The sequence below is a fragment of the Rhodococcus sp. C1 genome, from assembly GCF_020809065.1.
GTDB lineage: Bacteria > Actinomycetota > Actinomycetes > Mycobacteriales > Mycobacteriaceae > Rhodococcus_F > Rhodococcus_F qingshengii.
In genome coordinates this window covers 1,196,803-1,211,368 of the sequence record NZ_CP078080.1, presented here as the reverse complement: position 1 = coordinate 1,211,368, position 14,566 = coordinate 1,196,803, and the positions used below count along the sequence as shown (strand labels likewise).

General features: G+C 64.7%; 10 protein-coding genes. 6 read left to right on the top strand and 4 right to left on the bottom strand.

What is annotated here, in order from left to right; genetic code table 11:
• Window positions 1–4: 4 nt before the first annotated feature.
• Both KTR60_RS05480 and KTR60_RS05475 read right to left on the bottom strand, forming a co-directional pair.
• Entirely contained in the window at window positions 5–2,224 is a 2,220-nt protein-coding gene (locus KTR60_RS05480; protein ID WP_228401939.1) for a VanW family protein, read from the bottom strand.
• Window positions 2,225–2,518: 294 nt separating this feature from the next.
• Complete coding sequence (locus KTR60_RS05475; RefSeq protein ID WP_003945465.1) at window positions 2,519–3,874, bottom strand: acetyl-CoA C-acetyltransferase; 1,356 nt, start codon at window positions 3,872–3,874, stop codon at window positions 2,519–2,521.
• A 130-nt stretch (window positions 3,875–4,004) separates the two neighbouring features.
• Between KTR60_RS05475 and KTR60_RS05470 the strand changes: the two genes are divergently transcribed.
• A complete protein-coding gene (locus KTR60_RS05470) occupies window positions 4,005–5,351 on the top strand; it encodes a 3-oxoacyl-ACP reductase (protein WP_003945596.1) in 1,347 nt (448 codons plus the stop codon).
• Window positions 5,351–6,214, top strand: coding sequence for a MaoC/PaaZ C-terminal domain-containing protein (locus tag KTR60_RS05465; protein WP_007734551.1), 864 nt, complete (start codon window positions 5,351–5,353; stop codon window positions 6,212–6,214). The genes KTR60_RS05470 and KTR60_RS05465 overlap by 1 nt, the downstream gene beginning before the upstream one ends.
• A gap of 116 nt (window positions 6,215–6,330) precedes the next feature.
• Here the strand turns inward: KTR60_RS05465 and KTR60_RS05460 are convergent, their stop codons facing one another.
• Window positions 6,331–6,930: a TetR/AcrR family transcriptional regulator gene (locus KTR60_RS05460; protein ID WP_003945885.1), complete on the bottom strand. Its 600-nt coding sequence runs from the start codon at window positions 6,928–6,930 to the stop codon at window positions 6,331–6,333.
• 72 nt (window positions 6,931–7,002) lie between these two features.
• Window positions 7,003–8,181: a glycoside hydrolase family 3 N-terminal domain-containing protein gene (locus KTR60_RS05455; protein WP_228401938.1), complete on the bottom strand. Its 1,179-nt coding sequence runs from the start codon at window positions 8,179–8,181 to the stop codon at window positions 7,003–7,005.
• A gap of 101 nt (window positions 8,182–8,282) precedes the next feature.
• Here KTR60_RS05455 and KTR60_RS05450 point away from each other — a divergent pair, with 101 nt between their 5' ends.
• The 4 genes from KTR60_RS05450 to KTR60_RS29245 all read left to right on the top strand — a co-directional run bounded on the left by KTR60_RS05450 (window position 8,283) and on the right by KTR60_RS29245 (window position 14,565).
• The gene (locus KTR60_RS05450; RefSeq protein ID WP_003945900.1) at window positions 8,283–8,750 is read left to right on the top strand and encodes a universal stress protein; all 468 of its coding nucleotides are present in this window, start codon (window positions 8,283–8,285) and stop codon (window positions 8,748–8,750) included.
• A 45-nt stretch (window positions 8,751–8,795) separates the two neighbouring features.
• Window positions 8,796–9,884, top strand: coding sequence for an isochorismate synthase (locus KTR60_RS05445; protein WP_228401937.1), 1,089 nt, complete (start codon window positions 8,796–8,798; stop codon window positions 9,882–9,884).
• A 129-nt stretch (window positions 9,885–10,013) separates the two neighbouring features.
• Entirely contained in the window at window positions 10,014–10,187 is a 174-nt protein-coding gene (locus KTR60_RS05440) for a DUF2613 domain-containing protein (protein ID WP_003945488.1), read from the top strand.
• A gap of 43 nt (window positions 10,188–10,230) precedes the next feature.
• Complete coding sequence (locus KTR60_RS29245; RefSeq protein ID WP_323374291.1) at window positions 10,231–14,565, top strand: alpha-(1->3)-arabinofuranosyltransferase; 4,335 nt, start codon at window positions 10,231–10,233, stop codon at window positions 14,563–14,565.
• The last annotated feature ends 1 nt before the right edge of the window (window position 14,566 follow it).

The window sequence follows — 14,566 nt, the reverse complement described above, 5'->3', positions numbered from 1 at the left end:
TTCCCTACTCGCACTTCACGATCGGCACCGGGTCGTACTTGACGGTCCGGGTGTTCGAGGAAATCTCGGCGCCACTCGCGTGGTCGGTGATCACGCGAGTGTCGCTGACCGTGAACCCGGGCGCACCGCTCGAAGCCACACAGCCAGGCCCCTCCGGCAAGGTCACGGTGTTCGGCGACGTCGGCGACGTCCGCGGGCCGGTCGTCGACGTGACATCGACAGTTTTGGTTCCCCAGATCCGAACGGTGATGTTCGACGACGTCGCAATCGTCTCGATCATCACGCCGGTCTTCGCCGGATTACGGAACTGCAGGTCGATCGCACCATCGAAGATGGTCGCCTCACGAGCCTCGGGGTACCGCGAGATGTAGTAACTGTGCTCGGTGTGCGCGACGTCCTCCATACCTGCGAAATACGTCGCGTTGTAGAGCGTCGTCGCGAGCTGGCTGATACCGCCGCCGACAGCCTTGTCCGGGCGACCGTTGTTGATGATCCCCGACTCGATGTATCCCTGCGCCGCACCGCGCGGGCCCGTGTACTCGTTGAGCGAGAACGTGTCACCGGGCTTGATCACGGCCCCGTCGATCTCCGACGCGGCCAGGCCGATGTTCACACCAGACGCGTATTCGAAACCACCGGTAGTGAATTCGCCGATCACCTCGTTGATGCCGAGGGCCTCCGCGGCTTCGGTGGTCAACGCCGGCGGGACCGGTCCGTACACGGCGGGCGTTGCCCGAGAAGCCGTGCTGCCCAACAGAACCGGAAGTTCCTTGACCGTGTCCGGCCAGTTGATCAGATCACCGACGACACCGGGCACAACCGACGGTTTGCCACCGGCGAAGGTGAACGACGCGTCCTTGGGTTGTACTTCCGTCGACGCCAACTGCGGAGTCAGAATCTTGATCGCAGCATCCGTGTTGTACTGCGGAGTCAGCCCACCCGAGCCGTCGGGTGTGAAGGTCAGAACCTCGCCGATCTGATCGACGCCGAGTGTCGCGACCTTGCCGTCACGGCCGTTGACCACTACGTCACCCGAGACAGCTGGAATAGCGATCTCCTGCAGCGCACGATCGACACCGGCCTGAGTGACCGTCACCGGAACCTCGTCGACCGGAAGATCGACGACGCCACCATCGGACCATTCAGCGGCGAAGGTCGAACCCGCCTGCTGCGTTTCGAGCGCCTGACCGGCAGCGGGCGAAACACCAGTCGCCTTCCCGTTCTCGAACACGACTGCACCTTCGACGGGCGCACGATCGCTGTTCGCCGCGAGCTGCGCCATCGACGCATCCAACGCACCCTGGTCGATTGCCGACACCACGGGCACCTCGCGGGAGCCGAAGAACGACGTGATACGGGTGATCGGGTTGATGGGCTGAGCGTTCACGCCCGACAGCGTCGCCGACCAGTCGACGTCCACACCCGCAGACGCGGGAACGATCTCGGAGTCGACGCCGCCTGCATGTACCGCTACCGGTTCGACGAGCCTCGGGCCGAGTTGGGCGCGCAGCGTGGCTTCCGCGTCGGCGGGCGTGAGATCACCGATGTCCACCCCGGCGACCTGAGTGCCGCGTGGTGTCTTCCCGGACGAGGTGAAGATGTCCACTCCGTAGGCAATCGCTGCGACGGCAAAGATGGCGCCGACTGCTATCGCCGGTTTGACCCACTTGCGGGAAGACTGCGAAGCGGGCGCCACCGGTTGTTGCGGCGCCGGGGGTGCAACTACCTCTGGTTCTCGGACAACAGGCTCGTACTGCTGCTGGATGGGTTCGAGTTGCTGGGTGTCGTACTGCTGCACGAACTCGGGACGCGGCGGCTTCGGGGGAACCACCACTGCCGGGGGCTCGAACTGCTCTGTCTGCTCGTCGATGGCTTCTGTCGCCGGAGCCGAGTTGACTACTTCCGTCGGCGGTGCGTCCTCCGCTGGGACGACAGGGATGACGGTGGTGACCTCGTTTGCCGATTCGTCGACTGTCGCTTCCGGGGCGCTTGCTTCTTCGTCGACAGGCCTTGGTGCTTCGGCTGGTTCCGGTTCTACTGATTCAGCCTCGACAACGGCCTCAGTGTCCTCAGGGGCCTCGGGTTCCTCGACCGACTGGGGTTCCTCGACCGACTCGGTCTCTTCGACCGCCTGAGGTTCCTCGACCGACTCGAGTTCCTGTTCCGGGAGGGACGAGTCCTCGCTGTTCGTCTTCTCGACGGACGGACCCTCTTCGTCACTCACCTGTTGGCTCCTCGCTGCATCAACCGTCGCTGCGGCGCTCACCGACAACTCAATACAGGATATCCGGACATACGAGAGCCCCGCGCTGCTGCCAGGTCGGGGGTCAGGCAGCAACACGGGGCTGTCATGAATATCGGTAGCTATTCTGCAGCGTTACACGCCTGCGCGAAAAAGTTTGCAAAGAGTTCGGGGATCCGGCCACCCCTCGTGGCCGGATCCCCGATTACGCATCCCCTCGCGACGATCACTGCAGGTGAGCGCAGTTTTCAGTCGCATGGGGAGATTGTGGAGCGGTTACCGCTCGATGATCGCCGTGACACCCTGGCCACCGGCCGCACAGATCGAGATCAGGCCGCGGCCCGAACCCTTCTCCGCGAGCATCTTTGCGAGGGAAGCCACAATACGTCCGCCGGTTGCCGCGAACGGGTGACCTGCAGCCAAGGACGATCCGTTGACATTGAGCTTGCTTCGGTCGATCGATCCCAATGCGCCGTCGAGGCCGAGGCGTTCCTTGCAGTACTCGTCCGACTCGAAGGCCTGCAGGGTTGCCAGAACCACCGAAGCGAAGGCTTCGTGGATCTCGTAGTAATCGAAGTCCTGCAAGGTCAGACCGTTGCGGGCCAGCAAACGCGGGATCGCGTACGTGGGAGCCATGAGCAACCCGTCTTTGCCGTGGACGTAGTCGACGGCAGCGGTTTCGGAATCGACGAGGTGCGCCAGAACCGGAAGATTGCGCTCGGCTGCCCACTCGTCGGTGGAGAGGAGCACTGCAGAAGCGCCGTCGGTGAGCGGCGTCGAGTTGCCTGCCGTCATCGTCGCGTCGCCGAGCTTGGTACCGAAGACGGGCTTGAGCGTCGACAGCTTCTCGACGGTCGAACCGGGACGGAGGTTGTCGTCGCGGGTCAGGCCGAGGAACGGGGTGACGAGGTCGTCGAAGAAACCGCGGTCGTAGGCAGCTGCCATGTTCTTGTGGCTGGCAGCGGCAAGTTCGTCCTGGTCCTCGCGCTTGATGCCGAATTCCTTGGCGGTGATCGCAGCGTGGTCACCCATCGACTTGCCGGTGCGAGGCTCGCCGTTGCGCGGAATTTCCAGGCCGAGCATGCCCGCACGGACGTTGCCGAGCAGCTTGATGCGGTCGCCCGTGGACTTCGCGCGATTGAGGGAGAGCAGGAACTCGCGCGCCTGATCGTTGACGCCGATCGGGGCGTCGGACGTGGTGTCCGTGCCGCCGCCGATGCCGGAATCGATGCGGCCGGCCGAAATGGCGTCGCCGACGGCGATGATCGACTGCAGTCCCGTGCCACACGCCTGCTGAAGGTCGTACGCCGACGTGTACGGGCTCAGCGCGCTGCCGAGAACGGACTCGCGAATGAGATTGAAATCACGGCTGTGCTTGAGCACCGCACCGCCGACGACCATGCCGAGCTTCTCGCCCTGCAGATTGAATCGGCTCACCAGACCGTCGAGCGTCGCAGTGAACATGTCCTGGTTGGACGCCTGTGCGTACGCCTTGTCCGAGCGTGCGAACGGAATGCGATTTCCGCCGACGATCGCAACCGGACGGCGCTGACCTGCAGAATTTGCAGCGGCTGCGGCCGGTGCAGTGCGCGGTGCGGCGGGCTTTGCATTTGAACGGGCTTTGCTTGTCACTTGCGTCTCCAAGGATGGTGCGATTACCTGTTGAAGACTATTCTTACTCAGTAGTAAGTTACTTGTCTATCGCCGCATTCTTTCGATTGCCCGGTGAGAGACAACCCGAAACACAACAGAAGGTAGGACCGTGGCAGCCAGCAAGGGAGCTCCCGACCTCTATTCACAGTTCCTCTCGTCCGCCCCCGGCGCATTCATCGCGTCGAAGGCCGGCCTGCCCAGGCCCGAGAACCTGCGTCGATACAAAGCAGGAGAACCCGCACTCGCCGGACCTGTCCTCATCGGCGGCAAGGGTCGACTCGCAGAACCACTTCGCGTACTGCTCTCCGACTACCCGGCGGCTCAGGCACACGACAGCAGCTTCGGTGGACTCGTGTTCGACGCCACCGGAATCACTCAGGTCAGCGAGCTCGAGCAGCTGTTCGAGTTCTTCCAGCCCGTGATCCGCAACCTCGCACCGTCGGCTCGCGTCGTCGTTCTCGGCACGACGCCGGAAGAAACGTCGAGCGTCGACGAGCATGTCGCGCAGCGCGCTCTGGAAGGCTTCACCCGCAGCGTCGGCAAGGAGATCAAGCGCGGCTCCACCGCTCAGCTGGTCTACGTCTCCCCCAAGGCATCCACCGGACTCTCCGGCGTGGAATCGACTCTGCGCTTTCTCCTTTCGGCAAAGTCCGCCTTCGTCGACGGCCAGGTCATCGTCGTCGGCGCTGAAGATTCCGTCGCGCCCGCAAGCTGGGACAAGCCGCTCGAAGGCAAGGTTGCCGTCGTCACCGGCGCAGCCCGCGGTATCGGCGCCACCATCGCCGAGGTCCTGGCCCGCGACGGCGCGCACGTCGTCTGCGCTGACATCCCGGCCGCCGGCGAAGCGCTGTCCGAGACCGCGAACAAGGTCGGCGGCACGTCCCTCGCCCTCGACGTCACGGCAGCCGACGCAGCCGAGGTCCTCGCAGCTCACCTCCTCGAGCGTCACGGTGGAGCGGACATCATCGTCCACAACGCCGGCATCACCCGCGACAAGACCCTCGCCAACATGGACGAGGGCCGCTGGAACATGGTCATGAACGTCAATCTTCTTGCACCGCAGAAGATCACCGAGCACCTCGTCGAGAAGGGCGCCCTCAAGGAAGGCGGCCGCGTCGTCGACGTCTCCTCCATCGCCGGCATCGCGGGCAACCGCGGCCAGACCAACTACGGCACCTCCAAGGCCGGCGTCATCGGCCTCGTACACGCCGAAGCTCCCGTCCTGGCGAAGAAGAACATCACCATCAACGCCGTCGCACCGGGCTTCATCGAGACCGCCATGACCGCAGCCATCCCCTTCGCCACCCGCGAAGCCGGCCGCCGCATGAGCTCGCTCCTGCAGGGCGGCGAGACCGTCGACGTCGCCGAGACCGTCGCATACTTCGCCAGCCCGGCCTCCAATGCCGTTACGGGACAGGTCGTTCGCGTCTGCGGCCAGAGCCTCCTGGGCGCATGATGGCAACAAAGACCGTCGCGCTCACCGAGCAGCCGAAGACCCTCGACATCTACTCCCGCGCGGTACTGGGATTGTTGCCGTGGAACAAGTCCAACTCACGCTCGGTGCCACAGCAGACCTTCACCCTCACCGGATTGAAGGTCGACACCGACAATCTGGCGGCGTACTGCCGCGTGACCGGACTGCGGTTCGGCGACACTTTGCCGATCACCTACCCCTTCACCTTGGCCTTCCCGACCGTGATGAAGCTGATGGTGTCGAAGGACTTCCCCTTCGCCGCCGTCGGCTCCGTTCACGCCGAGAACGTCATCGAATCGCTGCGGCCCATCTCCGTCAGCGAACCGCTGGACCTCTCGGTGCATGCCGAGAACCTGCGTGAGCACCGCAAGGGCCTGCTGATCGACGTGATCACCGAAATTCGGGTGGGACGGGAACTGGTCTGGCGACAGACCTCGAGCTTCCTGAACCAGCAGAAGACCTCCCTGTCCGGCCAGCCCGGTCCGGAGCCCAAGGCTGACGAGGTCCCGCCGATGCCGATGAGCACCATCCGCGTCGACCAGACCACGATCAGCAAGTACGCCGCTGTCTCCGGCGACCGCAATCCGATTCACGTCTCGTCTCTGGGCGCGAAGGCTTTCGGTTTCCCGAAGACCATTGCTCACGGAATGTGGAGTGCCGCGGCAGTTCTGCGGACTGTCGAGGGGTCCGTCGCGGACAAGGTCACCTACAGCGTGCGTTTCGGCAAGCCGATTCTGCTACCGGCGACGCTGAATGCCTACGCTGATCGCACCGACGACGGCTGGGATCTGTCACTGCGCCACCCGAAGAAGGGTTACCCGCACGTCACTGCGACGCTGCGCTGACCTAGGACTGAACTGGGTTGGGCTGGTGCGTTTCCGACCCCGCCCCGACAGTGTGAACGTATCGCTCCCCTTGTTCAACAAGGGGAGCGATACGTTTACGCGATGTGACTGGGGGGCTATTCGGACTTCTTCTTGCCCGACAGACCGCGCCACGCGAGGGATTCGAGTAGATCCGCTGCGGCATCCACTTCGATTTCCCCACCCGCAACCCGGTCCGCTACCGCCTCACCGGCGCCGACGAGCGCGATGGCAATGATCCCGTAATCGTGCGCGGCATCAGGATCCTTGGTGCTGGACTCGAGCAGATGCGCGGTCAACTCGATCAACCGATCGCGACTGGACTGCACGGTGCCCGCAAAAGCCTGCTGCCCGACTGCCTGACGGTAGAGCACCATCCACGACTTGCGGTTTGCGCCCACGAACCCGAGGAAGCCCTCGAGAGCGGCGCGCAATTGTTCACGCGGAGTCAGGTTCGGCGCGCCCGCCGGGGCGAGCGCTTCGAGGAAGCGGAGCCCTTCACGATGAATGCACGCCGCGAACAACTCTTCCTTCGAGCCGTAGTACAGGTACAGCATCGGCTTCGAGATCTCGGCCTTGGCCGCGATGGTGTCCATCGAAGTTTCGTGAAATCCCCTGTCGGAGAACACGTCCACAGCCGCGTCGAGCATCTGCTGCTCACGCACTGCGCGTGGCAGTCGCTTGGTACCGCCGGCCATGCTTCCTCCAACCACAGGGTAAATGTCGATCTTACTCTACGGTAAGATTGCGCGTCGAATCCTGACTTCGACTCAGCAGGTCACGGCACCTTTGGCAGCGGCAACTGTGACCACAGCCTGATCGACACGCGTCTGCGGAAGCTCACCCGACGCGACGGCCTGCTCGAGATGATCGAGAACCCGCGGAACGTCGTCGGTGGTCAGCCACAATGCCTGATCGACTCCAGCCACCAGCGCAGCCTGAACCGCGTCGGCAATATCGTATCGGTCGGTGATCGCCTGCATGCCGCTGAGGTCGTCGGTGAACACCGGGCCGGTGAACGGCGCTGCGCCGTAACCCACTCCGTCGCGAAGCAACGCAACGGCTGCGGGGCTGATGCTGGCAGGGGTACCGGGCTCGGTCAGACCGGGAACCTCGAGGTGACCCATCATGACGCCGACTCCGGTCCCCGACAGCTCACGGAAGGGAATCAGGTCCGACGCGATCAGATCCTGTAGCGGCGGCGTGGTCACCTCACCCCGGTGCGAGTCACCCGACGCGCTGCCATGCCCGGGAAAGTGCTTGATCACCGGGAAGATTCCGGCGTCGCGCATGCCCTGCGCGTACGCACCGGCGTAGGCAACCACGGTCTGGGGGTCGTCGGAGTACGAGCGGTCCCCGATCACGGAGTCGTCGGGTTGGCTGCTGACGTCGACGTCGGGGGCGTAGTTGACGGTGATCCCGAGATCCTTCAAACCGCGTCCACGCTCGAGTGCCATCTGGTACGTCTGTTCCACTGTCATGGTCTGCGCCGTTTCCCTGGCCGACGGATCGGGCCCGAGGATGTCCGCGACGCGGGAAACTCGTCCACCTTCTTCGTCGATCGTCACCATCAACGGCAACTTCGACGCCGAAGCAACCTGCGGCACTTCGCGATTGGTGAGCATCGACTGATCGGTCCAACTTCCGACGAAGATGCCGCCGATCTCCTCGTTCTGCACTATCGACACTGCGTCGTCGGTCCCGGTGACGCCGACGTTGAGCAGCTGGGCAAGTTTCTGACGCAAGGACAGCGAGACTAGAAGGTCACTACCGCACGACGCGGCGACGGGTGCGGAGCTCGATGCCGCAGGCGTCGACGTGATCTCGGTGCTGGTGCTGGTCGGGGCGCTCGAAACCGGATCGGCGGTCCCGTTTTCGCCCGAGCATCCCGCAACCAACCCTCCGCACAAAGCAATGGTCGTCGCAGCCTTCAGAAACTTGATCCGCATACCTCGACCGTAACGGACCCGGTACCCATACACTCCCTCACGGGCACATCGGGACGGTAGCCTGGAAGAGAACCGATTCCCCCGCTGACGAGGAGGTCGTGATGCCACAAGGTCTGATGCTCATCGCGTACGACGGTTCCGACAACGCCAAGCGTGCAGTCGACTATGCGGGGCGTTTCCTCTCCGCCAATCGTGCTGTTCTCGTCACTGCCTGGGAGCCCATGGTTCGCCAGGCCGCTCGCATGTCCGGCCTGTCCGGGGTGATGCAACCGGAGTGGGTTCCCGACGACGACGTCGAGGACATCGCGTACACCGACGCCAAAGTCACCCTCGCCGAGGGCGTCGCACTGGCCGAGGCCGCAGGCCTGACCGTCGAAGGCAGAAGCGCCGAGTGCCGATCCGCGATCTGGTCTGCAATCTGCGAAACCGCAGACGAATTGGACGTCGACATCATCGTGACCGGCACCCGTGGCACCACGGGTTTGCGGTCGCTACTGCAGAGCAGCGTCGCGGATCATGTTCTGCGTCACAGTCATCGGCCGGTGTTGATCGTCCCTCCGGGGAAGTGACCTTCGCGCATTCCTGATCCGTGGCCGACTAGTGTCGAAAGCACCATGGACGGTTTTGTTCTCTCGCGCCCCGATCACAGCGTGGTCACCCGCGGCGTACGACGCAGCTTCGACAGCTCCGACGCGGCCACCAACGCTCTGTCGGCAGGTACGACAAAGCTGATCGTCGGAGCGCTCCCCTTCGACCCGGCTGCCGCAACGGCGTTGTACGAACCTGCCGAGGCGACGATCGCGTCGCGGCCGTGGCAACCGCGCGATCCCCAGGCCCTGCCCACGACCCGGGTTGACCGGGAGATCCCGTCGTCGTCGGAGCATCTTCGTCGAGTGGAAAAGTTGATCGGACGCCTCCGCAGTGGAGAGATCGACAAGGTTGTCGCGGCTCGCACTGTGGAACTTCGCACGCAGACCCCGATCTCCCCAACCGCGCTCGCCGCACGCATGGCGGCGCTCAATCCCGTCGCCAACACCTTTGCCGTCGACCTCTCTGCTGCGGGAGCCGAATTCGAGGGCCACAGCCTGGTCGGCGCGACGCCCGAAGTATTGGTCAGTCGACGCGGGCGCGTCGTGACGTGTCGCCCGTTGGCCGGGACCACCAAGCGATCCGCCGACGCCGATCAAGACCGCGAGGCAGGCGAAAGCCTTCTGCATTCGACGAAGAATCTGGCCGAGCACGCCTTCGTGACGTCGTGGATCCGAGAGGTCCTGCAACCGATGTGCAGTGATCTGTCGGTGCCGGCAACTCCCGAACTGACCAATACTCACGAGGTCTGGCACTTGGCCAGCCCGATCCGCGGCACGCTGCGAAACGACACTACTGCGCTCGACCTCGCCATCGCGCTGCATCCGACGCCCGCGCTGTGCGGAACACCCACTGACGCGGCACTGAAGGTCATCCGCGAGACCGAGGAACCTCGGCGTTTCTACGGCGGCGCCGTGGGATGGTGCGACGAGGCCGGTGACGGCGATTGGGTAGTTGCCATCCGCTGCGCCGAGATCAGTGCAGACGGCCGCAACGCCTGGGCCAGCGCGGGTGGTGGAATTGTCGCCGAATCGGATCCGCAGGACGAACTCGACGAGACATCTACGAAACTGCGCACTCTGTTGACCGCGCTTGGCGTCGAAACCCTCGACTGACCAGCACGTCACGAGGGTAATCGTCCGGATTCTCGAGTGCGGGTGATACCTTGACCCGAGCAGTTCGTACGGGCCGGTAAGTCCGTCCGACCGCGAACGACCGACTAACGACCAATTGGGAGATCCGCGATGACGAAGTTCCTTGTCCCCGGTGTGGCCAGCGCTGTCATCGGTGCCGTTCTGGGTGCCGGCGTCATCTTCGGTGTCACGGCCGCCGCGTCGGACAACACTCGTCCCGAGATCGACCGCAGCGGAAACGCAGATTCTTCCGTGCTGAACCAGGTTGAGTACGGCAGCCGCTGAGAGCGCAGGCCTCGCGAGTTCCCGTTCTTCCGCCGACGCAGCGGTGTCTTCGGTAGACACCGCCCCGTCGGCAGAGCCCCTGTCGAAGCGGTGGCTGTTCGGCGCCTCCGTCGTAGCGTTTCTTCTCACTTTTCTGCAATCGCCGGGTCTGATCACCGCTGACACCAAGTACGACCTGACGCAGAATCCGTTCGGTTTTCTCGAACGCGCCTCGCATCAGTGGAGTAGTCAGGCCCCGCTCGGCCAGGTTCAGAACCAGGCCTACGGATATTTCTTTCCGCACGGGCCGTTCTTCGCGCTCGGCGAGTTGGCGAACGTTCCGCCGTGGGTCACCCAGCGCATCTGGTGGGCGCTGCTTCTGATCGCGGGTTTCTGGGGCATCATCCGCGTTGCCGAGGCTCTCGGTATCGGCAGCCGTAGTTCGCGCGTCATCGCAGCGGTTGCCTTTGTTCTTTCTCCCCGCGTGCTGACCACGCTCGGTTCGATTTCCTCGGAAACCCTGCCGATGATGTTGGCGCCGTGGGTGTTGTTGCCGGTGGTTTTGGCCTTCGGCCCTGTGCGTGGAAAAGGAGTCCCTGGACTCCCTGACCACTCACGGGGGTTGAGGCGGTTGGCCGCACAATCCGCACTTGCCGTCGCACTCATGGGTTCGATCAACGCCGTCGCCACCGCCGCGGCCTGCCTGGTCGCGATCATCTGGTGGCTCTCGCACAAACCCAACCGAACATGGCTGACGTTCACCGCGTGGTGGGCGCTGTTCGTCGCTCTCGGCACCCTCTGGTGGATCGTGCCGCTACTTCTGCTCGGCAAGATCAGCCCACCGTTTCTCGACTACATCGAGTCCTCCGGTGTCACCACTCAGTGGGCATCGCTCGCCGAGATACTTCGCGGCACGGACAGTTGGACCCCGTTCGTCTCCCCCGAACGCATTGCCGGCGCCGTCCTGGTCACCCAACCCGCAGCAGTCGTCGCCACCGGCCTGGTTGCCGCCGCCGGCCTCGCCGGGCTCTGCATGCGGTCCATGCCTGCTCGCGGCCGGCTGACGCTCATCCTGTTCGTCGGTATCACCGGCCTGGCCGCGGGTTACGTGGGTGAACTCAGCTCGCCGGTGTCGGAGTCGGTGCGCCTGTTCCTCGACTCGGCAGGCGCGCCGCTGCGCAACGTCCACAAGCTCGAGCCGTTGGTCCGTCTGCCGCTGGTGCTCGGACTCGCACACCTGCTGGCCAAAGTGCCACTGCCGGGATCGGTTCCACTCGCCCGATGGCGCCGCGCGTTCGCCCATCCCGAGCGCGAACCGATGGTCGCACTGACCAGCCTGATCCTCGTTGCCCTCACCCTCTCGACCGCCTTGGCCTGGACGGGAAAGCTCGCTCCCCGTGGTGCGTATCCGGACGTCCCCTCGTACTGGAACGAGGCGGCGCAGTGGCTCGAGGACAACACCTCCCCCGGATCGGAAGCCGAACGTGCCCTGGTCGTCCCGGGAGCGCCCTTCGGCAGCCAGGTGTGGGGTCTGACGCGTGACGAACCGCTTCAGGCGTTGGCGAGTACGCCGTGGGCAGTACGTGACTCGGTCCCGCTGACCCCTCCCGGCGCCATCCGAGCGCTCGATTCGGTGCAACGTCTCATCGCCGACGGACGTCCGTCGGACGGCCTCGCACAGACCTTGCTGGGGCAGGGCATCCACTACCTGGTGATGCGCAACGACCTCGACGGCGAAACGTCGCGCTCGGCCAGGCCGATACTCGTGCACCAGGCGGTCGAAGGCTCGCCGGGGATCAAGCGAGTCGCCCACTTCGGTGAAGACGACAGCCCCGAACCGATCGAAGGGCTGGTCGCGGACAGCGATCTGCGTCCCGGTTACCCAGCCATCGAGATCTTCGAGGTCACCCCGCCCGACGGCACCCCGGCGGTCAGCGGCCCGTACTCCGTCGACCTGAACCAGGTTCCGCGTGTACAAGGTGGGCCGGAATCGTCTGTGCGACTTCACGAAAGCGGGCTGGTTCCGGGGACCGGGCCGATGATTCTTGCCGCCGACGCCGAAGCTGCGGGACTGCCCGTCGATTCTGTCACCGTCACCGACACACCGCGCGATCGGGAAACCGATTTCGGTCAGGTCGACAACCACAGTTCCGCCCTGCGCACCCCTGACGACGCTCGTCGTACCTACAATCTGGTGCCCGACTACCCGGTTGCGAACACGCCTCTCGTGGAAGGCCGTTGGAGCGGAGCTTCGATCACCGTTTCCAGCGCCGCCTCAGATGCCACCCAGCTGGGCGGCACTTCACCGTCGAGCAGTCCCGCGTCGACGGTCGACGGCGATCCCGCCACCGGCTGGTTCAGCAACGGCATCGAGCGCGCACTGGGCCAGTGGTTGCAGATCGACTTCGACACACCGATTTCCAGTGGGTTGCTTCATCTGACCACCAGTGCCGCGGCAATCGGAGCTCCCGTCAAATGGCTCGAGGTCTCGACACCGAACGGCAGCACAGCGGTGAAGGTGGAGCGTCCCGGTGAGCCCATCACCGTCTCGATCCCGGGCGGCACCACTCCGTGGGTACGCATCACAGCGACTCACACCGAAAACGGATCGCCTGGAACACAGTTCGGCATCAGCGAACTCTCCGTCGAAGACTTCTCCGATCGCAGCGCACCGAAGACCGTACCGATCCGTTTCGACACGGTCCTGCCGAATACGCCGACGGGCGCATCCGTGAACGCCTGGAATCTGAGCCAGGAGTTCCCCGGTCGCAACGCGTGCGCGGACTCGACCGACCGCGTGCGGTGCAGCAATGCATTCATGGCGATACCGGAAGAGCCGAGCCGCTTCCAGCGCACGCTCACGGTGCCCGAAAACACAATCGTTACACCGACACTGACTGTCCGAGCGCGTCAGGGCAACGCCCTCGAAGATCTGCTTGCCGTCCCAGGCCGAATCACGGCTTCGGGTTCGAGCGACATCGGCGACACACGCGGATCTGCCTTCGCTGCCACCGACGGCGACGCACGCACCACGTGGTCGGCGCCGCAGAGCACCACCGAACCCGGCGGCCCGAAACCGACGCTGACTCTCAATCTTCCCGAGCCCACCCTGGTCACCGGCCTGGACATCACGCGGGGACTCGGCACCCTGCCGTCGCTGCCAACCAGCGTCGCGGTGAATCTCGGCAACGGGCCGCAGGTGCGAGAGCTGCCCGAACCCTCGGACGACACGCCTCGAACCAGTCGAATTACCCTCTCCCCCTTCGTCACCGACAAGATCGTCCTGAGCATCACCGATTGGGAACCGGTCCTCGATCAGACGGCGCTCGGCTTCGCCCAGGCGCAGCCCACCGGCCTCGCCGAGGTCGGCGTCATCGGTGCCGACGGAACCCCGATCGCCGGTTCGAGAGTGCAGGGCTCGGACTCATTCGACAACCGCACCGTCACCGTCACCTGTGGCGATGGCCCGACCATTTCGGTTGCCGGACAGCAATTCCCCACCTCGATCACGGCGACGGCGACGCAACTCCGGACCGGCGCACCCGTCGAGGCACGTGTGTGCGGTCTGGACGCGTCGGCGACGTTGCCGGCGGGACAGCCTGAAGTGGTCGTCGAACCAGGCCCCGCATTCTCGGTCGACAATCTCGACCTGACGACGGTCGGTCCTTCAGCCGCGCAACGGAATACACCGCTCGAATCGACCGCGTGGACGGCGAATCACCGCGAACTCTCCGTCACGAACTCGTCCATCGATCAGCTGATCGTCAATCCCGAGAGCACCAGCATCGGTTGGATCGCCACCGCGCCGGACGGTTCCGAGCTGACGCCGGTGGTCGTGAACGGTTGGCAGCAGGGCTGGATCGTGCCGGCAGGCACCGCGGGAACCGTCACCATCGACTTCCCCAGCGACCGTTGGTACCGCCTCGGCATATTCGGCGGGCTCGTGTTGCTGATCCCGCTGCTGTTCGCGGCTCTTGTCCCCACGCGCCGAGAGCCCAAGCCCCTCACACCACCCCGACCGTGGCGCAGCGTCGCGGCTGGATGGGTGGGCGTGCTCGCGGCGGCCACCGTCATCGGCGGCGGAGTGGGAGCGGCGATCGCAGTTGTGTGCTCGATCCTCGGACTTGCCGCGCTGCGAATCTTCGGCCCGGCTCGGACCGCACGCATTCTCGTCGGCACCGCCGGCGTGGCCGCGATGATCGGCATCACGCTGCTCTCGACCGGACCGTGGCGAGCACCGGGCGGCTATGTGGGCGACTCGTTCGCGATTCAGTTCTCGATGTTGGTGGCCTTGGTCGTGACCGGGTTGGCCGCGTTGCCCTTTGCCGGTTCACCGATATGGCGGCGCTTCTCCCAGCGCGTCACGGCGACGCGCGCCGGTTCCTCCACCAAGGCGTAAC